Annotated in this window: 21 protein-coding genes; 7 read left to right on the top strand and 14 right to left on the bottom strand. The window is 66.2% G+C overall.

Translation table 11 applies throughout. From position 1 onward, the window contains the following. Positions 1-74: 74 nt before the first annotated feature. The gene (gene ispG, locus FHR22_RS15130; RefSeq protein WP_166944308.1) at positions 75-1,226 is read right to left on the bottom strand and encodes a flavodoxin-dependent (E)-4-hydroxy-3-methylbut-2-enyl-diphosphate synthase; all 1,152 of its coding nucleotides are present in this window, start codon (positions 1,224-1,226) and stop codon (positions 75-77) included. Between the two features lie 268 nt (positions 1,227-1,494). Between ispG and FHR22_RS15125 the strand changes: the two genes are divergently transcribed. Beyond that, a complete protein-coding gene (locus FHR22_RS15125) occupies positions 1,495-2,244 on the top strand; it encodes a TorF family putative porin (protein WP_166944306.1) in 750 nt (249 codons plus the stop codon). Positions 2,245-2,332: 88 nt separating this feature from the next. On the opposite strand, the gene FHR22_RS15120 is transcribed toward FHR22_RS15125, so the two are convergent. Beyond that, positions 2,333-3,916, bottom strand: coding sequence for an amidase (locus FHR22_RS15120; protein WP_166944304.1), 1,584 nt, complete (start codon positions 3,914-3,916; stop codon positions 2,333-2,335). Between the two features lie 111 nt (positions 3,917-4,027). Between FHR22_RS15120 and FHR22_RS15115 the strand changes: the two genes are divergently transcribed. After that, a complete protein-coding gene (locus FHR22_RS15115; protein ID WP_166944302.1) occupies positions 4,028-5,335 on the top strand; it encodes a spinster family MFS transporter in 1,308 nt (435 codons plus the stop codon). Here the strand turns inward: FHR22_RS15115 and FHR22_RS15110 are convergent. Genes FHR22_RS15110 through FHR22_RS15100 form a run of 3 tightly spaced genes read right to left on the bottom strand, consistent with a single transcriptional unit; the run spans position 5,332 to position 7,767 of the window. Next, positions 5,332-5,922, bottom strand: a complete 591-nt coding sequence (locus tag FHR22_RS15110) for an NADPH-dependent FMN reductase (protein ID WP_166944300.1) — start codon at positions 5,920-5,922, stop codon at positions 5,332-5,334. The two genes, FHR22_RS15115 and FHR22_RS15110, sit on opposite strands and share 4 nt — an antisense overlap. Before the next feature lie 14 nt (positions 5,923-5,936). Further along, positions 5,937-6,437: a L,D-transpeptidase family protein gene (locus tag FHR22_RS15105; protein WP_166944298.1), complete on the bottom strand. Its 501-nt coding sequence runs from the start codon at positions 6,435-6,437 to the stop codon at positions 5,937-5,939. A 40-nt stretch (positions 6,438-6,477) separates the two neighbouring features. Continuing rightward, entirely contained in the window at positions 6,478-7,767 is a 1,290-nt protein-coding gene (locus FHR22_RS15100; RefSeq protein WP_166944296.1) for an adenylosuccinate synthase, read from the bottom strand. A gap of 246 nt (positions 7,768-8,013) precedes the next feature. Between FHR22_RS15100 and FHR22_RS15095 the strand changes: the two genes are divergently transcribed. Continuing rightward, positions 8,014-8,391, top strand: coding sequence for a DOPA 4,5-dioxygenase family protein (locus FHR22_RS15095; protein WP_166944294.1), 378 nt, complete (start codon positions 8,014-8,016; stop codon positions 8,389-8,391). Positions 8,392-8,523: 132 nt separating this feature from the next. Here FHR22_RS15095 and FHR22_RS15090 read toward each other — a convergent pair whose 3' ends face one another. From FHR22_RS15090 to FHR22_RS15080, 3 genes are all read right to left on the bottom strand, one after another. Beyond that, the gene (locus FHR22_RS15090) at positions 8,524-9,636 is read right to left on the bottom strand and encodes an ATP phosphoribosyltransferase regulatory subunit (RefSeq protein ID WP_166944292.1); all 1,113 of its coding nucleotides are present in this window, start codon (positions 9,634-9,636) and stop codon (positions 8,524-8,526) included. A gap of 212 nt (positions 9,637-9,848) precedes the next feature. Further along, complete coding sequence (serA, locus tag FHR22_RS15085) at positions 9,849-11,435, bottom strand: phosphoglycerate dehydrogenase (RefSeq protein WP_166944290.1); 1,587 nt, start codon at positions 11,433-11,435, stop codon at positions 9,849-9,851. A 138-nt stretch (positions 11,436-11,573) separates the two neighbouring features. Next, positions 11,574-12,701, bottom strand: a complete 1,128-nt coding sequence (locus FHR22_RS15080; RefSeq protein WP_166944727.1) for a phosphoserine transaminase — start codon at positions 12,699-12,701, stop codon at positions 11,574-11,576. 172 nt (positions 12,702-12,873) lie between these two features. Here FHR22_RS15080 and FHR22_RS15075 point away from each other — a divergent pair, with 172 nt between their 5' ends. Both FHR22_RS15075 and FHR22_RS15070 read left to right on the top strand, forming a co-directional pair. Continuing rightward, on the top strand, positions 12,874-13,575 hold the full coding sequence (locus FHR22_RS15075) for an extensin family protein (RefSeq protein ID WP_166944288.1): 702 nt from the start codon (positions 12,874-12,876) through the stop codon (positions 13,573-13,575). Positions 13,576-13,746: 171 nt separating this feature from the next. Continuing rightward, the gene (locus FHR22_RS15070) at positions 13,747-14,619 is read left to right on the top strand and encodes an LOG family protein (protein WP_166944286.1); all 873 of its coding nucleotides are present in this window, start codon (positions 13,747-13,749) and stop codon (positions 14,617-14,619) included. 99 nt (positions 14,620-14,718) lie between these two features. On the opposite strand, the gene FHR22_RS15065 is transcribed toward FHR22_RS15070, so the two are convergent. Then, the gene (locus FHR22_RS15065) at positions 14,719-15,153 is read right to left on the bottom strand and encodes a c-type cytochrome (RefSeq protein WP_166944285.1); all 435 of its coding nucleotides are present in this window, start codon (positions 15,151-15,153) and stop codon (positions 14,719-14,721) included. After that, complete coding sequence (locus FHR22_RS15060; RefSeq protein WP_166944283.1) at positions 15,153-15,842, bottom strand: c-type cytochrome; 690 nt, start codon at positions 15,840-15,842, stop codon at positions 15,153-15,155. The genes FHR22_RS15065 and FHR22_RS15060 overlap by 1 nt, the downstream gene beginning before the upstream one ends. A gap of 179 nt (positions 15,843-16,021) precedes the next feature. Between FHR22_RS15060 and FHR22_RS15055 the strand changes: the two genes are divergently transcribed. After that, on the top strand, positions 16,022-16,915 hold the full coding sequence (locus FHR22_RS15055; protein ID WP_166944281.1) for a prephenate dehydratase: 894 nt from the start codon (positions 16,022-16,024) through the stop codon (positions 16,913-16,915). Here the strand turns inward: FHR22_RS15055 and FHR22_RS15050 are convergent. Further along, positions 16,912-17,595, bottom strand: coding sequence for a CDP-alcohol phosphatidyltransferase family protein (locus tag FHR22_RS15050; protein ID WP_166944279.1), 684 nt, complete (start codon positions 17,593-17,595; stop codon positions 16,912-16,914). The two genes, FHR22_RS15055 and FHR22_RS15050, sit on opposite strands and share 4 nt — an antisense overlap. Positions 17,596-17,782: 187 nt before the next feature. On the opposite strand from FHR22_RS15050, the gene FHR22_RS15045 reads away from it, so the two are divergent. Next, on the top strand, positions 17,783-18,412 hold the full coding sequence (locus FHR22_RS15045) for a DUF805 domain-containing protein (protein ID WP_166944277.1): 630 nt from the start codon (positions 17,783-17,785) through the stop codon (positions 18,410-18,412). Positions 18,413-18,434: 22 nt separating this feature from the next. On the opposite strand, the gene FHR22_RS15040 is transcribed toward FHR22_RS15045, so the two are convergent. The 3 genes from FHR22_RS15040 to purT form a co-directional block, all read right to left on the bottom strand. Next, the gene (locus FHR22_RS15040; protein WP_166944275.1) at positions 18,435-18,932 is read right to left on the bottom strand and encodes a hypothetical protein; all 498 of its coding nucleotides are present in this window, start codon (positions 18,930-18,932) and stop codon (positions 18,435-18,437) included. Beyond that, positions 18,929-21,739: a DNA polymerase I gene (gene polA, locus FHR22_RS15035; RefSeq protein WP_166944273.1), complete on the bottom strand. Its 2,811-nt coding sequence runs from the start codon at positions 21,737-21,739 to the stop codon at positions 18,929-18,931. The genes FHR22_RS15040 and polA overlap by 4 nt, the downstream gene beginning before the upstream one ends. 288 nt (positions 21,740-22,027) lie before the next feature. Then, positions 22,028-23,209, bottom strand: coding sequence for a formate-dependent phosphoribosylglycinamide formyltransferase (purT, locus tag FHR22_RS15030; protein ID WP_166944271.1), 1,182 nt, complete (start codon positions 23,207-23,209; stop codon positions 22,028-22,030). Positions 23,210-23,298: the final 89 nt, after the last annotated feature.

Here is a 23,298-nt window from a genome sequence, read left to right as displayed (position 1 = left end):
CGCGGGGGGCGACGAATCGGGAATGTCCGCCCTCACTCAAAGCCGGCACTCCGGTTGGCGGAGGATCGAACCGTTTACGCTGCCTTGCCGTGCAGCGTGTCCATGCTGACCGCGCTGCCGGCGTCGATCTCGGCCGCCTTGGCTTCGACCAGCTTGACGATGTGGGCGATCATGTCGGCGTCTTCGATCGTGTGGTCGGTGAGGCCGGAGAGAAAGACCATATGCTTGCCGTTGCCACCGCCGGTGATGCCGATGTCGGTTTCGCGCGCTTCGCCGGGGCCGTTGACGACGCAGCCCAAGACCGACAGCGACATCGGCGTCTTGATATGGCCAAGCGCCTCTTCGAGCGCCTGGACGGTGCGGATAACGTCGAAGCCCTGACGTGCGCAGCTGGGGCAGGAGACGACGCGGACGCCGCGGGTGCGCAGGCCCAGCGATTTCAGGATTTCATAGCCGACGCGAATCTCTTCCTCGGGCTCGGCCGACAGGCTGACGCGGATCGTGTCGCCGATGCCCGCCCAGAGCAGATTGCCGATGCCAAGCGCCGACTTGACGGTGCCGCCGATCAGTCCGCCGGCTTCGGTGATGCCGAGATGGAGCGGGCAGTCGACCGCGTCGGCGAGCCCGGCATAGGCGGCGACCGCGAGGAAGACGTCGCTGGCCTTCACCGCGACCTTATATTCGTGGAAATCATGATCCTGCAGCAGCTTGATATGGTCCAGCGCGCTTTCGACCAGCGCCTCGGGACACGGCTCGCCATATTTTTCGAGCAGATCCTTTTCGAGGCTGCCGGCGTTGACGCCGATGCGGATCGCGCAGCCATTGGCCTTGGCGGCGCGGACGACCTCGCCGACGCGCTCCGACGAGCCGATGTTACCGGGGTTGATGCGCAGGCAGGCGGCGCCGGCGTCGGCGGCTTCGAGCGCGCGCTTATAGTGGAAATGGATGTCGGCGATGATCGGGATGCGTGCGGCGCGCACGATCTTTCCCAATGCTGCGGTCGATTCGGTGTCGGGGCACGAGACGCGAATGAGGTCGGCGCCGGCCTCCTCGCAGCGGCGGATCTGGTCGATCGTCGCGAGCGCGTCGCTGGTCAGCGTGTTGGTCATCGTTTGCACGCTGATTGGCGCGCCACCGCCGACGGGGACATCGCCGACCATGATCTGGCGGCTCGTCCGTCGCGCAATGTCGCGCCAGGGGCGCAGGCCGGGATTGTGATCGCTCATGATGCTGCTCGACGATATGGGGCGAATGGGGAGATATGCGCCGCTCTTTAGCCGCGCGGGCGGCGCTTGGCAAAGCGAAGCGTGCGCCGTATCATTGTGGCGGCAATGTCACACCGCTCTGCCGAATGGGTGGTGCGCGCAGTTTCCGATTGTGTATCGCACCAAAATCGGCACTTTTTGCGGTGTTCGTCGCTGCAGGCCGCATAAAGAGCTAAGGGCGCGTTCGGCAGGATGGGGCGATCCGGGAAAACCATTGAGGGGATCATCCATGAAGTTTCTCAGCAAAGCATGCCTCGGCATGCTGCTCGCCGCGTCGGCGATGTCGGCGCCGGTCTTCGCGCAGGAAGAAGACGATGGCATTTCCGCCGGACCGATCACCGTTTCGGGCGGGGTCGAACTGGTTTCCGACTATCGGTTTCGCGGCATATCGCTGAGCGGCGGCGATGTTGCGGTGCAGCCGACGATCACGGTCAGCCACGACAGCGGTTTCTACATCGGCGCCTGGGGGTCCAACCTCGAAGATACGCCGACCTATGGCAAGACCGAGCTCGACGTGTACGGTGGCTATGCGACCGAGATTGCGTCGGGCACCGAAATCGACGTCGGGCTGACCTATTATCTGTACCCGGGCGGTGAGAAGGCAGCGGGTCCGGCCGATTATTTCGAAGTGATCGGCAAGCTGTCGCACACGCTGGGGCCGGTCGAGGCGACGGGCACCGTCGGCTATTCCTGGGATCAGGCGTCGCTCGGCAACGACGATAATCTCTATCTCGGCTTTGGCCTGTCGGCGGGGATTCCGACGACGCCGATAACGCTGTCGGCGCAGGCGGGCTACACCGACGGCGCGTTGGCGCCGGCGGGTCATTATTGGGACTGGTCGATCGGCGCGTCGGCGAGCTTCGGACCGATCACCGCGGGGGTCAAATATGTCGACACCGACATTCCGAAGACCGGCGTGAAGGCGATCGACAAATATTATGATTCGGGCGTGATCTTCTCGCTCGGCGTCTCCTTCTAGGCAGTGCGGACAAAGTCGAATGTCCGCTTCCGGCCGTTAGCCGACACCCCACGGGCGGGGCTTTGCAAAGCATATAGTCGCCCGCCGTTCAAGGCGTCGTGTCGGTGCGATAGGTTGGTGCGATCCGCTTCCGGCTCGCCTGCTCATAGGCATAGCCCGCGGCCAAGACCCCCGCATCGCTCCACTTCGCGCCGATGAAGGACAACCCGACCGGCAGTCCTTCGACTGCCCCCATCGGCACGGTCAGGTGCGGATAACCTGCGACCGCGGGCATCTGGCTGACGCTCGGGCCGTCGTAGCTGTCGCCCTTGGCGAGGTCGCTCACCCAGGCGGGGCCGTTGGTGACCGCAACAAGCAAGTCGACATGGTGCGCCTTCAACAGCCGGTAGATCCCTTCGGCGCCCGCGAGCCGTATCGCGGTCGCCCGGGCTTCGCGATAGGCGGGGCTGTCCAGGCCGCCGCTCGTCTCAGCCAGTTCGAACAAAACCTGGTCGAACCATTTCAGCTCCTCTTCGGCATGGGCGTCGTTGAAGGCGATGACGTCGGCCAGCGATCTGGGTGAATTCGCGATCGGCAGCGCCGCAAGATAGGCGGTCATCCCGGCCTTGAGTTCGGTCATCAGCACGTCGAGTTCGGCCTTGCCGAGTGCTTCCTGCCCGCTCTTGCTGTCCGCGATCTCGACCACCGTCGCGCCGAGCGCCGTCATCTGGACGAGCGCCGCGTCGAACAGCGCGGCGATGTCGGCGCGGTCGCCGATGCGGTCGCGCAGCACGCCGATGCGCTTGCCCCTGAGCGCATCGGGCGACAGCGCGGCGACATAGTCGGCCTTGCGCTTATCGGCTTCCGCTGTCGCCGGATCGGCGGGGTCGCTGCCCGCGATGACGGTCATCACCGCCGCGGCGTCGCGGACGGTCAGCGTGATCGGGCCCGCCGTATCCTGGCTGTGGCTGACCGGGACGATGAAGCCGCGGCTGACCAGGCCGACGCTCGGCTTGAAACCAACGACGCCGTTCACCCCGGCGGGGCAGGTGATCGATCCGTCGGTTTCGGTGCCGATCGCGAGCGGCGCAAGGCTCGCCGCGACCGCGGCGGCGCTCCCCGACGAAGAACCGCAGGCATTGCGATCGAGCGCATGCGGATTTTTGGTGAGCCCGCCGACGGCGCTCCACCCGCTCGTCGATTTGTCCGAACGCAAATTGGCCCATTCGCTGAGGTTCGTCTTGCCGAGGATAACCGCGCCCGCCTCGCGCAGCTTCGTCACGATGAAGGCGTCGCGGCCCGTGACATTGTTCTTGAGGGCGAGCGAGCCGGCGGTCGTCGGCAGGCCTGCGACCTCGATATTATCCTTGATCAAGATCGGGATGCCATGAAGCGGCCCGCGCAGCTTGCCCGCCTTGCGCTCTTCGTACAGCCGTTTGGTTTCGATACCCACATCGGCAAAGGAAAAGGTCGCGATCACGGCGTTCAATTTCGGGCCATAATCGTCGAGCCGCCCGAGCCGGTCGAGATAGACGTCGCCGACCAGCCCTTCGTACAATCGGCCGATCTCCATTTCATACTGCAAACTCGCGGCGTCCTTGCCTGCCACATCGGGAAGCGGCGGCGGCATTGCGGCGGCGGCGGGAGCGATCATGAGCAGGACCGCGGCAGCAAGCAGCGAAATTTTTTGCATGACACGCAGGCTGGCAGCCGTAGCGGCAATTGCAAGCGCGGATTGTCGGCACGGCTGATCGGCGTTGACACCGGTCCTCCGGGTCTGCTCCGATGGCGGCGGGAGATCATAATGACCGACAAAGCTGCCTCGTCGCAGGGCATCGCCTCACCGGCCACCGGCGTTTCCGCGCAGACGCGGACGATGCTGTGGATCCTGTTGATCGTCTATATCTTCAATTTCCTCGACCGGCAGATCGTCAATATCCTCGCCGAACCGATCAAGGGTGATCTGGGGCTGTCGGACACCGAGCTTGGCCTGCTCGCGGGACCGGCGTTCGCGGTCTTTTATGCGCTGCTCGGCATCCCGATCGCGCGATACGCCGATAAAGAAGGCACCAACCGCGTGCGGCTCATCTCGCTGTCGCTCGCGATCTGGTCGGCGATGACCGCGGTATGCGGGCTTGCGCAGAATTTCGTGCAATTGCTGTTCGCAAGGATCGGCGTCGGCGTCGGCGAGGCGGGATGCACGCCCGCGGCGCATTCGCTGATCGCCGATAGCGTCGCGCCCGAAAAGCGGTCGTCGGCGATTGCTTTCTACGGGCTGGGGGTGCCGGTCGGGTCGCTGCTCGGGCTGATCATCGGCGGCATCGTCAACGACCTCTACGGCTGGCGCGTCGCACTGATGCTCGTCGGCGCGCCCGGGCTGCTGCTCGCGCTCGTCGTCCTCTTCGTGATGCGCGAGCCGCGGCACAGCCGCCCGGCCGAAACGGCGGTGACCGCCGCTGCGCCGCTGTCGACGGGGGAGGCGATGCGCGAGATTTTTGCGTCGCGCGCCTTCGTCTATATCCTGATCGCGGCGTCGATCACCGCCTTCCTCGGCTATGGCAAGGGGCTGTGGACGATCAGCTTCTTCATTCGCAGCCATGGCCTGTCGACGACCGAGGCGGGGCTGTCGATGGCGGTGGTGCTCGGGCTGGCGGGCGTGCTCGGGACCTGGCTTGGCGGCAAGCTCGCCGACACATATGGCGCCCGCGACAAGCGGCATATCCTGACTTTCCCCGCCTATGGCATGGCGATCGCGGCGCCGATCCTGTTCCTTGGCTATCTGATGGAGGATTGGCGCGTCGCCGTCGCGCTGCTCGTCGTGCCGACGATCCTCAATGCCGCTTATTATGGGCCGGCCTATGGCTGCGTGCAGGGGCTGGTCCAGCCGCGCGCCCGCGCGGTCGCGGCGTCGATCATGCTGTTCGGGCAGAATCTGATCGGGCTGGGGCTCGGCCCCTTCCTGTTCGGGGTGATGTCGGACGCGCTGCAGCCGGTGGCGGGACAGGAGAGCGTGCGCTGGGTGCTCTATGGCGCCGCATGGCTCGGCCTCATCCCCGCCTTCTTCTTCTGGCGCGCCAGCCTGCGGCTGCAGGCCGAACTCAAGTCGGGTTAGAAGGGCAGCGCCGCACTTTCGCGCTGCGTCTTCGCGGCGTCGATCCACCAGCCAAGGTCGTCGGCGAAGCGCGGGAAGGCTTTCGCCAGCCGCCCGCCATCCTCGCCCGCGGGCTTGCCGTCGGCGTCGAAGGCGCCGCCGATCCGCGCGAGCGACAGCGCGGTCGACGTCACGACCATCCCCATCACCGCGAGCGTACCGCGCCATGCCGTCGCCGACTTGATCCCGGCGAACGGCCCGGCCGAATAGGAAGCGATCGCGGCGGGCCGCCAATAATATTGTTCGAGGAAATGATCGGTCAGGTTCTTCAGCCCCGGTTGCAGCCCGCCATTATATTCACCGGCGACAAAGACGAAGCCGTCGGCGGCGCTGATCCGCGCCGCAAGCTCGGCCATCGCCGCCGGGGCTTCGCCGTCGCCATAATCGCTGAAACGCCGGTCGAGGATCGGCAGGCCGACTTCCTTGGCATCGATCAGCGCGGCATCGTCGCCGCGCGCGTTCAGCGCGTCGACGATCCAGCGGGCGAGCTTGATGCCCTGCCGGTCGCGGCGATAGCTGCCGTAGAAGACGAGGATGTTGCGCGCCATGGGGGACTCCGGGGTCAGGGGCGGATGATGATCGGGGTGCCGTCGGGAACGATATCCCAGAGCTGCTTTATCTCGCTATTGGACAGCGCGATACAGCCGTCGGTCCAGTCCCGGGCGATCGGTGGTCCGGGCCAGGCGTTGGGCTGGCCGTGGATGAAGATGTCGCCGCCGGGCGACCGGCCGCGCGCCTTGGCATAGGCGCGGTCGGCGGCATTCGGATAGGATATGCGCAGCGACAGATGATAGGCGCTGTTCGGGTTGCGGCCGCTGATTATGTAGCGCCCCTCGGGCGTCCGCTCGTCACCTTCGAACTGCTTGTGCCCGGTCGGCGCGTCGCCGAAGCGGATATGCGAATAGCGCGCGATTTCGCGATCGCCGCGATAGGCGATCAGGGTGCGATCGCTCTTGTCGATAAGCAGGCGATCGGCCTGTGTCCCGGCGGGTAGCGCCGGCTGCGAGCTGGCGGTTCCGCACGCGGCGAGGAACAGGGCGGCGAATGGAGCGACGATGCGCATCGCGCGATCCTACCGCTTTGCCGCCGCCCGGCAAGGGGGCCTAGTCGCTGAACGGGTCGCGGATCAAGATCGTGTCTTCGCGCTCGGGGCTGGTCGACACCAGCGCGATCGGGGTTTCGATCAGCTCCTGCACGCGCTGGATATATTTGATCGCCTGCGCGGGCAGGTCGGCATAGCTGCGCGCGCCCGCGGTCGTTTCCTGCCAGCCGTCCATTTCCTCGTAGATCGGTTCGACTTCGGCCTGGTCGGCCGAGTGCGCGGGGAAATAGTCGAGGATCTTGCCCCGTAGCCGGTAACCGGTGCAGATGCGGATCGTGTCGAAGCCGTCGAGCACGTCGAGCTTGGTCAGCGCGATGCCGGTGACGCCCGATACCGCGCAGCTCTGGCGGACGAGCACGGCGTCGAACCAGCCGCAGCGGCGCTTGCGCCCGGTGACGGTGCCGAATTCATGCCCGCGCTCGCCGAGCCGCTGGCCGATTTCGTCCTCGAGTTCGGTCGGGAAGGGGCCGCTGCCGACGCGCGTCGTATACGCCTTGGCGATGCCGAGCACGAAGCCGACCGCACTCGGGCCAAGCCCCGAACCTGCCGCCGCGGTGCCGCTGACGGTGTTCGAACTGGTGACGAAGGGATAGGTGCCGTGATCGACATCGAGCAGCACGCCCTGCGCGCCTTCGAACAGGATGCGGGCGCCGGCCTTGCGGACCTTCTTCAGGCGCTTCCAGACGGGCTGGGCATATTCGAGCACATAGTCGGCGATTTCGGTGAGGTCGGCGATCAGCCGCTCGCGGTCGATCGGCGGCTCGCCGAAGCCGGCACGCAGCGCGTCATGATGCGCGGTCAGGCGGTCGAGCTGCGGTTCGAGCTTGTCTAGGTGGGCGAGGTCGCAGACGCGGATCGCGCGGCGGCCGACCTTGTCCTCATAGGCCGGACCGATGCCGCGGCCAGTGGTGCCGATCTTGCCTGCGCCCGCGGCGGTTTCGCGCAGCGCGTCGAGGTCGCGGTGGAAGGGCAGGATCAGCGCGCAATTGTCGGCGATCGCGAAATTCTCTGGATTAATCGCGACGCCCTGACCGCGCAGCTTGGTGATCTCGTCGCGCAGCGCCCACGGGTCGAGGACGACGCCGTTGCCGATGATCGACAGCGTGCCGGTGACGATGCCCGAGGGGAGCAGCGACAGCTTGTAGACCTGTTCGCCGACGACGAGCGTATGGCCGGCGTTATGTCCGCCCTGGAACCGGACCACGGCGTCGGCGCGGCTGGCGAGCCAGTCGACGATCTTGCCCTTGCCCTCGTCGCCCCATTGCGACCCGATGACGGTAACATTTGCCATGATGCTGTCCTGCTGAACGGAGCCCCAAAACGACCAGCGCGGGCCCGGCGCGGCCTTAGCGGATTTGGCCGCAGAGGCAAGGGCGGCGGCAAGGTTGCGCAAATAAAGCCCCTCCCCTTCAGGGGAGGGGTTGGGGTGGGGGGCATCGGCCATGCGCAGTGTCGATGGCCCCCACCCGCTGCGACTAAGCCAGCAAGCTGGCAAGTCTCGCTGCCCTCCCCTAAAGAGGAGGGCATAGGAGAAGCCATGATCGACGCCGACGCCCCCTATCACGCCCATATCTATTTCGCCGATGCCGAGCGCGCTGCCGCCGCTGAACTGCGCCGGGGGTTCGGCCGCGACGCCGCGATGCTGTTCGTCGGCGAGATGACCGACGGGGCGGCGGGGCCGCATCCCATCGCGCAATATGAGGTGCATTTCCTGGGTGCGGCGGTTCCGGCGGTCATCGCGGCGATCGAGGTGGCGGGGCTACGCGCGCTGGTGCATCCGCTCACCGATGATGATCTCGCCGATCACACGACGCTGGCGCACTGGATCGGCGAGCCGGTCGATCTGGATGTGACGGTGCTCGACCCGCCGGGGGTGAATCAGGGGATTCCGCGTTTTGGGGTGTCGAATTTTTAGAACCGGATCGTAGCAAATAGCCCTGTGCTCCCGCGAAGGCGGGAGCCCATCTCCGGACGGTGCTATTTTGAACCCATCGGTGATGGGTCCCCGCCTTCGCGGGGACACGTAACATTTATCTGGGATGGAGTCCTATACCTCGACCGGTCCGTCCGGACCCAGCACGAACCCGCAGCCGAGCGCACGCGCGTCATCATTTTCGGATAGCGCCGCCACTGTCTGCCAGCCGTCGGCGCGCAAGCTCGCGGCCAGCGCGGGATCATGGCCGAGCGGCAGGAAGATGCGGCGATCGGCATCGTCTTCGGCGCCGAGTCCGGCGTCGATCAGCGGATCGGGGTAAAGCGAGAAGCCGACGGCCGATTCTTCCTGTTCGCCAACGGGGATCGAATAGCCGCCGCCGCGGCCGACCGCGTCGCCCTGTCCGGGGACGAAGATCTGGAAGCCGAACCAGCTTTGATAGGCGAAGCCGTGGCGTTCGGTCGGATCGAGGGTCAGCGTGACACGGCCGCGGATGGGCGCGGCGATCGCTTCGAGTGCGTCGATACGCGCGGCAAGCACGCCCGAAGTGTCGAAAGTGCGCAGGTCAGCGATCGCCCGATCGAACGGACCCGTCGCGCGCAGCAGCGGCAGATAGGCCTCGGCGCCCAGTCGCGTCAGCGCGCCGGCGTCCTTGGCGTCGAGTTCGTCGCGCAGGTCCTGGATATCGGCCGCGACCGGCAGCGGGCCGTTCGCGAGCAGGTCGACGACGTCGGGCAGCGTGAAGTCGATCGTGACCGGGCCGATGCCGGCGGCTTCGAGCGCATCGATCGCGACGGTGACGATCTCGCGCGCCGCGGCGACGCTGTCGCTGCCGATCAGTTCGGCGCCGACTTGCAGCATCTCGCGCGCCGGGCGAAGCTGGCTGGCGCGCAGTTTGACGACCTGTCCGGCGTAGCAGAGGCGTAAGGGTCGCGGCGCCCGGGCGAGCAGCGAGGTCGCGATGCGTCCGACCTGCCGTGTGATGTCGGGACGCAGCGCGAGCGTGCGCTGCGACACCGGATCGGTGAAGCGCAGGAGGTCGCGGGTGGAGCGGTCGTCGTCGCCGCCCAGCGTCTCGCGAAACTCGGCAAGCGGCGGGGCGACGCGGCCATAGCCATGCGCGCGCATCGCATCGACGAGCGCGCGGGTCACGCGCGACGCGGCCTCCGCCTGACGGGGGAGGCGGTCGCGCAAGCCTTCGGGCAACAGGGCAGGGGCCTTGGTCATGGGAGCGGCCTTAGTGGTAGTGCGGCTCAATTGGAAGCATCGCTAATCCTCTCCCGTCGGGAGAGGCAACGAGACTTGGCAGCTTGCTGCCTAGTCGCAGTGGTGAGGGGATGTGTCGTCACGGTGACGCACAGCCCCTCATCCAACTTCGCCTAGCCGGTGAAACCGGCAAGGCTGCGTATCCTTCTCCCAAGGGGAGAAGGTTTTGGGACTCAGAACTTCAGCCCCTTTACCGTCTTCACGCCGGGAAGCTGGCACAGCTGCCACAGCAGCGGCTCGGGCATCGGCGAATCGAGGCTGAGCAGCAGCACGGCTTCGCCGCCGGCGGCGCGGCGGCCGAGGTGGAAGGTGCCGATGTTGAGCCCGGCGTCGCCGAGCGCGCCGCCGATGCGGCCGATGAAGCCCGGCGCGTCCTCGTTGACGATATAGAGCATATGGCCGTCGAGATCGGCCTCGACCTTGATCCCGAACATCTCGACGAGGCGCGGTTCGCCATTGCCGAACAGCGTGCCCGCGACCGAGCGGTCGCCGGCTTCGGTGGCGACGGTGACGCGGATCAGCGTGTGATAATCGCCCTCGCGGTCATGGCGCACTTCGCGCACGTCGAGCCCGCGTTCGCGTGCCAGATGCGGGGCGTTGACCATGTTCACGCTGTCCGAATAGCGGCGCATCAGGCCGGTCAGCACCGCGGCGGTGATCGGCTTCAGGTTGAGCTCGGCGGCGGCGCCTTCGGCCTCGATCGAGATCGTCGTGAGGTTGTCGTGCGCGAGCTGGCCGATCAGGCTGCCGAGCTTTTCGGCGAGCGCCATATAGGGGCGCAGCTTCGGCGCTTCCTCGGCCGACAGGCTGGGGACGTTGAGCGCGTTGGTGATGCCGCCGGTGAGCAGATAGTCGGAAATCTGTTCGGCGACCTGGATCGCGACATTGACCTGTGCCTCGTCGGTCGACGCGCCCAAGTGCGGCGTGCAGATGAAGTTCGGGGTGCTGAACAGCGGATGGTCGGCGGCCGGCGGCTCGGCCGCGAACACGTCGAGCGCCGCGCCCGCGACATGGCCCGAATCGAGCGCATCCTTCAGCGCCGCTTCGTCGACCAGCCCGCCGCGCGCGCAGTTGATGATGCGGACGCCCGGCTTGGTCTTGGCGAGATTTTCCTTCGACAGGATATTGCGCGTCTGGTCGGTGAGCGGGGTGTGCAGGGTGATGAAATCGGCGCGGCTCAGCAGCCCGTCGAGTTCGACCTTCTCGACCCCCAGCTCGATCGCGCGCTCGGGCGTCAGGAAAGGATCGAAGGCGATGACCTTCATGCGCAGGCCGATCGCGCGCTCGGCGACGATGCTGCCGATATTGCCGCAACCGATCAGGCCGAGCGTCTTCGAGGTCAACTCGACGCCCATGAAGTCATTCTTCGGCCATTTTCCCGTCTGGGTCAGCGTATTGGCTTCGGGAATCTGGCGCGCGAGCGCGAACATCATCGCCACCGCATGTTCGGCGGTGGTGATGCTGTTGCCGAACGGGGTGTTCATCACGATCACGCCCTTCTTCGACGCCTCCGGGATGTCGACATTGTCGACGCCGATGCCGGCGCGGCCGACGACCTTCAGGTTGGTCGCGGCGGCGAGCACGTCGGCGGTGACCTTGGTCGCCGAACGGATGGCGAGGCCGTCATAGTCGCCGATCATCGCGATCAGCTCTTCCTTGGTCTTGCCGGTGATCTCGTCGACCTGGATGCCGCGTTCCTTGAAGATCGCGGCGGCTTTGGGATCCATCTTGTCGCTGATGAGGACTTTGGGTTGGGTCATTTTAATCTCCCTCTCCCCTTCAGGGGAGAGGGCCGGGGAGAGGGGGTCTCTGCACCGGCCCTATGTTGATGAAGGAAAGGAGCGGGGTGCATCCCCCTCTCCCAACCCTCTCCCCTGAAGGGGAGAGGGCTATTGAGGTCAGGCCGAGAGTTTCGCGTAGGCCCAGTCGAGCCACGGGCCGAGCGCTTCGATGTCGGCCGTGTCGACGGTCGCGCCGCACCAGATGCGCAGGCCCGGGGGCGCATCGCGATAGCCCGCGATGTCATAGGCCGCGCCTTCGGTTTCGAGCAGCGCCGCGAACTTCTTGATGAAGCCCTCGTCGGCGCCCGCGACCGACAGGCAGACCGAGGTCTTCGAGCGGCTGGCGGGATCGGCGGCGAGATGGCTCAGCCAGTCGCGTTCCGAAACGATCTTGTCGAGCGCCGCGGCGTTCGCATCGCTGCGCGCCTTGAGGCCGTCGAGGCCGCCGAGCGACTTCGCCCATTCGAGCGCGAAGATCGCATCCTCGACCGCGAGCATCGACGGGGTGTTGATCGTTTCGCCCTTGAACACGCCTTCAGAAAGCGCGCCCTTGCTGACGAGGCGAAACACCTTGGGCAGCGGCCAGGCGGGGGTGTAGGTTTCGAGCCGTTCGACCGCGCGGGGGCCGAGGATCAGCACGCCGTGGCCGCCTTCGCCGCCGAGCACTTTCTGCCAGCTGAAGGTCGCGACGTCGATCTTGTCCCACGGCAGGTCGTAGGCGAATACCGCGCTGGTCGCGTCGGTGAAGGACAGGCCCTCGCGGGTTGCCGGGATCCAGTCGCCGTTCGGGACGCGGACGCCCGAGGTGGTGCCGTTCCAGGTGAAGAGCACATCGTTCGACCAGTCGACCTCCGTCAAATCGGGAAGCTGACCGTAATCGGCGCGAATGACGGTCGGGTCGAGCTTGAGCTGCTTCGCGGCATCGGTAACCCAGCCTTCACCGAAGCTCTCCCAGGCGAGCGTCGTGACGGGGCGGGCGCCGAGCATCGTCCACATCGCCATTTCAAAGGCGCCGGTGTCCGATCCGGGAACGATGCCGATGCGGTGCGTGTCGGGCAGCTGCAGCATTTCGCGCATCAGGTCGATGCAGAGCGCGAGGCGCGTCTTGCCGATCTTGGCGCGATGCGAGCGGCCCAGCGATTCGGTTGCGAGTTTCTCGGGGGACCAGACCGGCGGCTTGGCGCAGGGTCCGGAAGAAAAATAAGGGCGCGCAGGGCGCAGTTGTGGCGTCGTCACTTCACTCATCATAGTCTCTCCTTGCAGAGAGCTCGCGCGGCGTTGGGACCGCGTGGCCCGGCGCCGCCTTTAGGGCCAAGGGCGTAACTGTCAAATAAATTGCACGGGCCGCGCGAAATTTTCGACGAGGCGAGAAAAAGGTATACAGCTTGTTAACCATTTCGTCGGTATTTTGACGGCCATGCCGATCCCGCCTTTCTTGAAGCCCCGGATCCTGATCGCCGCCACCGCGGCGCTCGCGCTATCCGCCTGTTTCGGCGCGCCCGAGGCGATGAAGAACAAGGACGGCAAGCGGCCGGTGGCGAGCAAGCCGAACCGCCCGCAAGCCGTCGGTACGCCGTCCTTCACCAGCGCCGACGCGCAGCAATGCGCGTTCGACCTCAAGCAGGCGGGGGTACGCTTTACGCCGCTGCCCAATCAGGATCATGGCGGCGGATGCAGTTCGATCGATTCGGTGAAGCTGCTCGACATCGGCACACCGGTGACGAACCTTGGCGCGATGACCTGTCCGCTGGCGAAGAATTTCGCCGCTTGGGCGCAATATGCGGTGAAGCCCGCGGCGCGCAAATATTTCGGCCAGGAGGTCGTGAAGATCGAAACCTACGGCACCTATAGCTGCCGCAACATCTATGGCGGCCGCTCGGGCCGGCTGTCGCAGCACGCCTATTCGAACGCGGTCGATGTGTCGGGTTTCGTGCTCGCCGACGGGCGGCGGGTGATGCTTGACGGCGGGTGGAAGGGTGACCGGGACTCACAGGATTTCCTGCGCGCGCTGCACAAATCGGCGTGCCGGCGCTTCGGAACGGTGCTGAGCCCCGATTATAACGCCGCGCATTACAACCACTTCCACCTGGATATGAGCGGCAACAATTACTGCCGCTAGCGCAATGTCGTCATCCCGGCGAAGGCCGGGATCTCAATGTCAAATCTTGCCGCACCGACGAGATCCCGGCCTTCGCCGGGATGACGAAGTGGGAGGAGGCGGGGATGACGGAGTAGGAAGAGGGATGCGTTCGCCTTGGCAAAGTCACGCCAACCGGCTAGCCGTCCGCCAATGGCAGAAGATAAACAACCCCATCGCTCGCGTTTCCACAAAGCCAAGGATGACGCGCATTTCGCCAAGCAGGCGACCACTACCCCGCAGACCGCGAGCGCCGCCTATAAGCTGGCGTTTCAGGATAATGACTTCCTGCTGCGCGAGGATTTGCGTCCGGTCCGCTTCCAGCTCGAACTGCTCAAGCCCGAATTGCTGCTCGACGAGGCGAAGATCGAATCGATGCTGGTCATCTATGGTTCGGCGCGCATTCCCGAGCCGGCCGCCGCCGACGCGCTGGAGGCCGCGGCGACCGACGATGCCCAGCGCAACATCGCGCGCCGACTAAAGGAAAAGGCGAAATATTATGACGAGGCGCGCGCGCTGGCGCGACTGGCGAGTCAGGTGCCGCCCGACGCCAACGGCTGCCGCCATTTCGTCGTCTGCTCGGGCGGCGGGCCGTCGATCATGGAGGCGGCGAATCGCGGTGCCGCCGACGAGGGCAAGGAGTCGGTCGGGCTCAACATCGTGCTACCGCACGAACAGGCGCCCAACCGTTATGTGACCCCGGACCTCAGTTTCCAGTTCCATTATTTCGCGCTCAGGAAGATGCACTTCCTCCTCCGCGCCCGCGCCGTGTGCGTTTTCCCCGGCGGCTTCGGCACCTTCGACGAGATGTTCGAACTGCTGACGCTGATCCAGACCGGCAAGATCAAACCGATCCCGATCGTGCTGTTCGGCGAGGAATTCTGGCATCGCGTCGTCAATTTCGACGCGCTGGTCGAAGAAGGGGTGGTCAGCGCCCGCGATCTCGACCTGTTCAAGTTCGTCGAGACCGCCGACGAGGCGTGGACGATCATCCAGGATTTCTACGCCAATATCGACCATCATTAGGCTATCGTCGCCCCCGCGAAGGCGGGGGCCGCCGCCGTCCTGACGCAGCGACGAGGGCATAAACCTCCAACGGCCCCCGCCTTCGCGGGGGCGACGTTCTTATTTCGACTGTTCTTTCAGATACAAGAGCAGCGCCTTGCGGTCGGCGGGGTCGATCACGCCGGCGAACGCCATGCGCGTGCCCGGCACGGCCTTCATCGGGGCTTCGAGAAAGGCGTCGAGCGCGGCTTCGTCCCAGGCGCCGCCCTTTGCCTTCATCGCGCCCGAATAGGAAAAGCCCTCGTGCGACGCGACCGCGCGGCCGACGATGCCGTGCAGATTGGGGCCGATCCCGTTGCGGCCGCCCGCATCGATCGTGTGGCACGCCATGCAACGCTTGAAGACCTGCTCGCCCATCGCGGCGGTCGGTTCGATCGCGGCGGCGGGGGCTTCGACGGCGCTGTCGCCCGCCGCGGGCGAATCGGCGGGAGCTTCGCTCTTGCCGCAGCCGGCGAGGGCAAGCGCGCCCGCCAGCACGACGGGCAGGGTGCGCATTATTTCTTGGCTTCGGCGGGAGCCGGAGCGGCAGGCGCTGCACCGGCGGGCGCGGCGGCGCCGCCCTCGGCCGGTTTCGCGGCGGCATCGGCCGGGGCCGCGCCTTCGGCGGGCTTGGCGGCACCCTCGGCGGGTGCGGCGCCTTCGGCCGCGGCCGGGGCGGCTTCGGCTGCGGGCAGCGGCAGGTTCGAACCCTGCGCGTTGAGATAGACGATCAGGTTGGCGCGGTCTTCGGCGCTGCCAAGGCCGGCGAAGGACATCTTCGTGCCAGGGGCGAATTTACGCGGGCTGGTCAGCCAGGCGTCCATCTTGGCGAAATCCCAGGTGCCGCCCATGCCGGCGAGCGCCGAGGAGAAGGCAAAGCCATGCTTGCCATGACCGATTTCCTCACCGAGCGTGCCGAAGAGATTGGGACCGATGCCGTTGGCGCCGCCCGAATTGATCGTGTGGCACGCGGCGCATTTTGCGAACACCGCCTCGCCCTTCGCGACGTCGGCGGCGGCGAGCAGGGTGGGAAGCGGCACGGCCGAGGCGCCGCCACCGGCGCCCGCATCGGCATCCTCGATCGGGAAGCCCGGCTTTTCGGGGTTGTGCCCGGCGAAGAGCATCTGCGATCCGATCGTCAGGCCCAGCGCGCAAATACCGGCAAAAAGTACCCAGCCGGCAATAGTGTTGTTGCGATTGTCCATGCTCTTGCAGCCCCGTTCGCTGGCGCCCGTATCGGGCGCGCTATATGATTTGGTCGCTCCCTTACTGGCGCGGGCACGGCGGCGCAAGGGGATGAAGTGCCTCACCGGCGAGTTGCGCGCATGTTGCGAACGCTTCACCGCCCGGCTATGCGCCGCGGCTTCGACGCAGGAGGGTGGTCATGGGCAGTTATTCGGCATCCGCGCAACATTTGGTCGACGAAATGACCGCGGCGGCGCTCGCCGAACCGGCCCGCGGCCTGGCATTTCAGGGCGCGCCGGGTGCCAACAGCGACCTCGCGGCGCGCGAATATGCGCCGGGTGCGCTGCCGCTGCCATGCTACAGCTTCGAGGATGCGATCGATGCGGTGCGCGAAGGGCGCGTCGACCGCGCGATCATTCCGATCGAAAACAGCCTCCACGGCCGCGTCGCCGACATTCATTTCCTGCTCCCCGAATCCGGCCTTTCGATCGTCGGCGAACATTTCCTGCGCATCCGCCACGGGCTGATGAGCCGCAACCTCGGCCCGGTGACGCGCGCGATGAGCCACGAGCAGGCGCTTGGCCAGTGCCGCCACTGGCTGCGTGCCAACAACATCGATCCCGTCGCGCACAGCGACACGGCGGGCGCCGCCGCATGGGTCGCCGACAGCGACGAGGTCGGGCTGGCGGCGGTGGCGCCGCCGCATGCCGCCGATCTCTACGGGCTGACGCTGCACGAAGCGGGGATCGAGGACGCCGATCATAATATGACGCGCTTCGTCGTGCTCGCGCGCGAACCGCTGGCCGAACAGGCGCCCGGCGGGCCGCTGATGACGACCTTTGTGTTCGAGGTGAAGAATATCCCCGCCGCGCTCTACAAGGCGCTCGGCGGCTTCGCGACCAACGGCGTCAACATGACCAAGCTCGAAAGCTATCAGGTCGGCGGCAGCTTCGCGGCGACGAAATTCTATGCCGATATCGTCGGTGCGCCGGGTGAGGAGCATATCGACCGCGCGCTCGAAGAGCTTGATTTCCAGACCAAGACGCTGCGGCTGCTCGGCACCTATCGTCAGGCCCGCGTCCGGGGAGCCTAACCGCCGCGTGTGCGCAGCATGCGCGCGGTCGCGAAGCTCTGCACGATGAACAATGTCACCAAGATGCTGGCGACGATGATCCCGAACAGGTCGAACGGCGAAAAATTCGTTCCGCTGATGTCCCTGCCGCCGATGATCGGCATCGCGACCGTCATCGCCATCAGCATCAGGCGCAGTTCGGTGGGGCCGCCAGCCATGTAGGACAGGCGGAATTCGCCGACGACCTTGGCGGCGATGAAGGTGTGGATCGACAGCAGGAAATAACCGATGACCGCCATCAACGCGACGTCGAGCCGGACATAGGGGCTCATGCCGATCGCGCTGATCATCAGCAGCGTCCCCATCGCATCGACGCTATGGTCGACGAAATAGCCATAGGCGGGGCGTTCGATCTGCCGCCAGCGGGCGAGGCTGCCGTCGAGCGAGTCGCCGAACCAGTTGACGATATAGCCGGCGAGCGACAGGCCGAGCCACTCGCTGTCCTGCCAGCTCAGGATATAGCCCGCCGCGACGAGCACCGCGCCGAAGAAGCCGAGCGCCGTGAGCTGGTCGGGGGTGACCCAGGCCGGCAGCCGCGGGCACAACCAGTTGAGCAGGCGCCGCTCGCTGCGCGCCAGGATATTCTGCTGGATGCGGACCGGAGGGGTCGTCGCGGTAGGGAGGCCGGGATTGCTGCTCATGCTCGTCTTTCGTCGATGGCTGTCACATCTGTGTCGGCCAGACGTCACGGAGGCGTCATAGTCGCGGTTGATGGCGGAAGATAGAGCAGGTCCCCGGAAGGCAGAGCGTGCAGCGCCATATTCATGGTTGAAACGGGGCCTTCGTGGGCTAGTCTGAGCCGAGGGAAGCGGCCCGGCCGGGGGAAATATGGCGGAAATTTCATTTGCGCGGATATCCAGACGCGGTTTCGGCCGCCTGTTCGACGCGGCGGGGCGCGACAATCGCACCCAGTTCTGGCTATTCGGAGCGATGGTTTTCGGGCCGCTGGTCGCAGTCCAGATGATCACGCAGATGCTGCTGATCTTCGCGAGCTTCGATCTTCGCGATCTCGCGGCATCGGGCGCCGATCCCGCTGCGGCGCAATTGCGGATGATGGCCGACATGGGCGACGGGATGATCACCGGCACCTATCTGGGCGTCGGACTTAGCGTCGTCGGCGCCGTCTGTCTGGTGACAGCGGCGGCGCGCCGCTTGCACGATCGCGGGCGGAGTGGGTGGTGGTCGCTGGTCGTGCCTTTCGCCGTCGTTGCGACCGGGATTTATCAGATCCGCCGCGTGACCTGGACCTTCGAGCAAATGGCATCGATCGCCGCGGATATGCGCAAAATCGGGACCGCGCCCGATTCGGTCGCGGCGATCCAGGCGCAGTTGCAGGCGTCGGCACCAGGTCCCGGCTGGTCGGCGATTGTCGCCGGATTGGCGATGCTGGGGCTGGTCATCGAACTGGTTCGCGCCGGGACCGACGGGCCCAACCGCTTCGGACCCGCGCCCGAATAGGCCGTTTCGGCGCGCGGCGCGGCTATTCGCGCCAGGGACCGATTTCGCCGACCTCGCCGATCGTGCGGAAACGGACGGCATCGTCGACCCACGCGACCTCCCACATCGGCGCGGGGCGCGCCCATTCGCCGATCACGAACAGCGGAATCCGGTTGGCGGCGACAAAGGCGAGATCGTCGGTAGTGGGGCCGGGGACGATCGTCTCCGACCGCTGATGCAGGCGGATGATTGCCAGCGTCCCCCGCGGCGGCGGCGGAAGCGACTGGCGCGAGGGCAGGCCGAAGCTGCCGGCGATATCGGGAAAGCCCTTGTCGTCGCGCGCCAGGATGAGCAGCTTGTCGGCGGTCGCGACCGGGCCGCCAACGGGGCGCCCGACCACCTTGCGCCCCGCGATCGCCGCGAATTCACGCACATCGGTATCGGCGATGGACGGCGGTGCGGCAGGCTGAGCGATGGCCGCAGACGCCGCCAAGCCGGGGTCGGCTATTTGCGCCGCCATCAGCAGCAAGGCGCCGATCAATGCGCCTCGCCCCAGCTCTTTCCGGTGCCGATCTCGACCTCTAGCGGGACCGAGAGGGCGAGCGCGGGCTCGGCGGCGCCCATCATCACGGCGCGGATGACGTCGCCTGCCGCGGCGGCCTTGTCCTCGGGGGCTTCGAAGACGAGTTCGTCGTGGACCTGCAGCAGCATCCTGACGTCGGACAGCCCCGCTTCCTCCAGCGCTTTCGGCATGCGCGCCATCGCGCGCTTGATCAGGTCGGCGCTGGTACCCTGGATCGGCGCGTTGATCGCGGCGCGTTCGCTGCCCGCACGTTCGTTCTGGCTCGCCGCCTTGATCCGCGGGAACCAGGTTTTGCGGCCGAACAGCGTCTCGGTATACCCCTTGGCGCGCGCGCTTTCGAGCGTGTCGGTGATATAGTCCGAAATGCCCGGGAAACGTTCGAAATAGCGCGCGATCAGCGCCTGTGCTTCGTCGGGGGTCACTTCCAGACGGCCGGCGAGGCCCCAGCGGGAAATGCCATAGAGGATCGAGAAATTGACCGTCTTCGCCTTGCCGCGCGTGTCGCGATTGACCTCGCCGAACAATTCGATCGCGGTCGCGGCGTGAATGTCCTGCCCCTGCGCGAAGGCTTCCTTGAGTTCGGGGACGTCGGCCATATGCGCCGCCAGCCGCAGCTCGATCTGGCTATAGTCGGCGGCGATCAGCACATGGCCCGGCGCCGCGATGAAGGCGTCGCGGATCTGGCGGCCGGTTTCGGTGCGGATCGGGATATTCTGCAGATTGGGGTCGGTCGACGACAAGCGCCCGGTCTGCGCGCCGACGAGGCTGTAGCTCGTGTGCACCCGCCCGGTCTTCGCATTGATCTGTTGCTGCAGCGCGTCGGTATAGGTCGACTTCAGCTTGGCAAGCTGGCGCCACTCCAATATCTTGCGCGCAATCGGCACGCCGTCGCGTTCGAGCCGTTCGAGTTCATTCTGGTCGGTCGACCAGTCGCCCGACTTGCCCTTGCGCCCGCCCTTCAGGCCGAGCTTGTCGAACAATATCTCGCCGAGCTGCTTGGGGCTGCCGATCGCGAAGGGCTGGCCTGCAAGACCGTGGATCTCGCCTTCGATGCGCAGCATCTCGTTCGCGAATTCGCCCGACAACCGCGCCAGATATTCGCGGTTCACCATGATGCCCGCGCGCTCCATCGTCTCGACGACGGCCGCCAGCGGGCGGTCGACCATCTCATAGACGCGCGTCCCGCCCTCGATCGGCAGGCGCAGCTTGAGCAGCTTCCACAGCCGCCACGCGACCTCGGCATCCTCGGCGGCATATTGCGTCGCGCGGTCGAGCGGCACTTCGGCAAAGCTGATCTGCGACTTGCCTGTGCCGCACACTTCCTTGAACGAGATGCAGACATGGTCGAGGTGCATCTTCGCCAGTTCGTCGAGCCCGTGCTGATGCTTGCCGGCGTCGAGTGCGAAGCTCATCACCAGCGTATCGTCGTAAGGCGCGATGGTGATGCCGTGCTGCGCGAGCACGCCGATGTCATATTTCAGATTATGCCCGACCTTGAGCACCGCCTCGTCGGAAAACAGCGCGTGGAGGCGGCCGATCGCGTCGGCCAGCGGTACCTGTTCGGGCTTTTCGGCGAACATGTCGGTGCCGCCATGGCCGAGCGGGATGTAGCAGGCGCGGCCGGGGGCGGTCGCCATGCTGACCCCGACCAGGGTGCCGGTGACGCTGTCGAGGCTGGCGGTTTCGGTGTCGATCGCGACGACATGGGCTGCCTTGGCTTCCTCGATCCAGCGGTCGAGCGCCTCGATCGTCGTTACCGTCTCGTACAGCGTGCGGTCGATCGCGGGCATCGCCGGCAGCGTCGGGGTCGACGGGCCCGCGGCGGCGGCCGGTACAGCGGTCGCGCGCGGGAAGGTCGGCGGTCCGCCCGGCGTCGCGCCGAGGTCGAGCTTCGCCGAGAGCGAGCGGAAGCCATGTTCATCGAGGAAGGTCTTGAGCGGCAGCGGCGGAATCGCGCCGAGCTTGAGGTCGTCGAGCGCGTCGGAGAGCGGCACGTCGCGCTTCAGTTCGACCAGGATACGCGACAGTCGCGCCATGTCGGCATGTTCGATGAGGTTGTCGCGCAGCTTCGAGACTTTCATCGTTTCGGCGCCCGCGAGCGCTTTTTCGAGGTCGCCATATTCGACGATCAGCTTGGTCGCGGTCTTCGGTCCGACCCCGCGCACCCCGGGGACATTGTCGACGCTGTCGCCCATCAGCGCCAGCACGTCGCCGACCAGATCGGGGGTGACCCCGAACTTCTCGTTCACTGCTTCCAGCCCCAGCCGGACATTCTTCATCGTGTCGAGCATGTCGACTTGCGGCGCGCCGTCCGCCGGCTCGCGGATCAACTGCATCAGATCCTTGTCGGACGACACGATGGTGACGTCCCAGCCGGCGGCGACCGCCGCCTCGGTATAGCTGGCGATCAGGTCGTCGGCTTCGAACCCTTCCATTTCGATGCACGGCAGCGAGAAGGCGCGCGTCGCGTCGCGGATCAACGGGAATTGCGGGCGCAGATCCTCCGGCGGCTCGGGGCGGTTCGCTTTATACTGGTCGTAGATTTCGTTGCGGAACGACTGGCTCGAATGGTCGAGGATGACGGCAAGGTGCGTCGGCCCGTCGGCGTCGTGGAGGTCCTTCGCGAGTTTCCACAGCATCGTCGTATAGCCATAGACCGCGCCGACGGGCACCCCTTGCGGGTTGGTCAGCGGCGGCAGGCGGTGATAGGCGCGGAAGATGTAGCTGGAGCCATCGACCAGATAGAGATGATTCTTCTCGGACATGGCGGGGATGTAGCAGGGCTGATGCGGATGGCCTAGCGGTGCGATCGCGGTGGGGGATTGGTGCGTTGCGATGGGCCGGGTGGGCGACGTGTGTTGGCTTTGGGGTGGGGAGCGGACATATAGCCCTCTCCCCTTCAGGGGAGAGGGTTGGGAGAGGGGGACGTGGCCAACCCCTCTCAACTCCGGCTAGCCAGCAAGCTGGCAAGCCTGCGTATCTCTCCCCTAAAGGGGAGAGAGCAATCCGTGGAACGGCAACTAACGGCCGTAATCAGCTACTCGGCCTCCACACTAACCCTTATATTCGATCGTGAGCTTCCCCGCCGACGCGACCGCCGCGGCGCGGGCGTCGCCGGTGGTCCCGCCCGCGGCCTTCGCCAGCGCGACACCCATGCGGCGATAGGGGCGGGCGACGGGCTTGCCGAAGATGCGCACGTCTAGCGCGGTTTCGGCGTTCGGCGGGACGAGCGCTTCGGCGAGCCCCGCGATCGTGAAATCTTCCGCTTCGCGATCGGCGAGGAGGACGGCACTGGCGCTGGTATCGGGCACCGTGATATCGGGGACCGGCAGGCCGAGGATCGCGCGCGCGTGCAGGTCGAATTCGGACAAGGACTGCGAAATCAGCGTCACCATGCCGGTGTCGTGCGGACGCGGGCTGAGTTCGGAGAAGATGACTTCGTCGCCCTTGACGAAATATTCGACCCCGAAAATGCCATGGCCGCCGAGCGCATCGACGACCTTCGCCGCCATCGCCTGCGCGCTCGCCAGCGCGGCTTCCGACATCGCGGCGGGCTGCCAGCTTTCGCGATAGTCGCCGCGTTCCTGCCGGTGCCCGATCGGCGGGCAGAAGGTCACGCCATCCTTGTGCCGCACGGTCAGCAGCGTGATCTCATAGTCGAAGTCGATAAACGCCTCGGCAATCACGCGCAGCCGGTCGCCGCGCATCCCGGCGGCGGCATAATCCCACGCAGCGTCGATGCCCGCCGCGTCGCGCACGGTGCTCTGGCCCTTGCCCGACGACGACATGACGGGCTTCACGACGAGCGGAAAGCCGATGCGCTCGGCGGCGGCGGCCAGTTCGTCGCGGCTGGTCGCATATTCGAAGGTCGAGGTGGTGAGGCCAAGCTCGCTGGCCGCCAGATCGCGGATCGCGTCGCGGTTCATCGTCAACTGCGCGGCGCGCGCCGACGGGACGATATGGAAGCCCTCGGCCTCCAGTTCGGCGAGCACCTCGGTGCGGATCGCCTCGACCTCGGGCACCACATGGTCGGGGCGATGCTTTTCGATCGTGGCGCGCAGCGCGTCGCCGTCGAGCATCGAAAACACCTCATATTGATCGGCGACCTGCATCGCCGGTGCGCCTTCATAGCTGTCGCATGCGATGACATGGGCGCCGAGCCGCTTTGCCGAAATGACAAATTCGCGGCCGAGCTCGCCCGAACCGAGGAGCAGGATGGTGGCAGTGGGGGTCATGGCAATCTTTCCGTCGACGTTGGGCGCAAGATTCGGGACGCGCGCCGGTGCTGGCCCTGCCATATGAAGTTCATCAGCAAAGCGCGACA

Source organism: Sphingopyxis panaciterrae, from assembly GCF_011762125.1.
Classification (GTDB): Bacteria; Pseudomonadota; Alphaproteobacteria; order Sphingomonadales; family Sphingomonadaceae; genus Sphingopyxis; species Sphingopyxis panaciterrae.
Note: the sequence above shows the minus strand (reverse complement) of the source record. Positions and strands in the feature narration are given on the sequence as shown.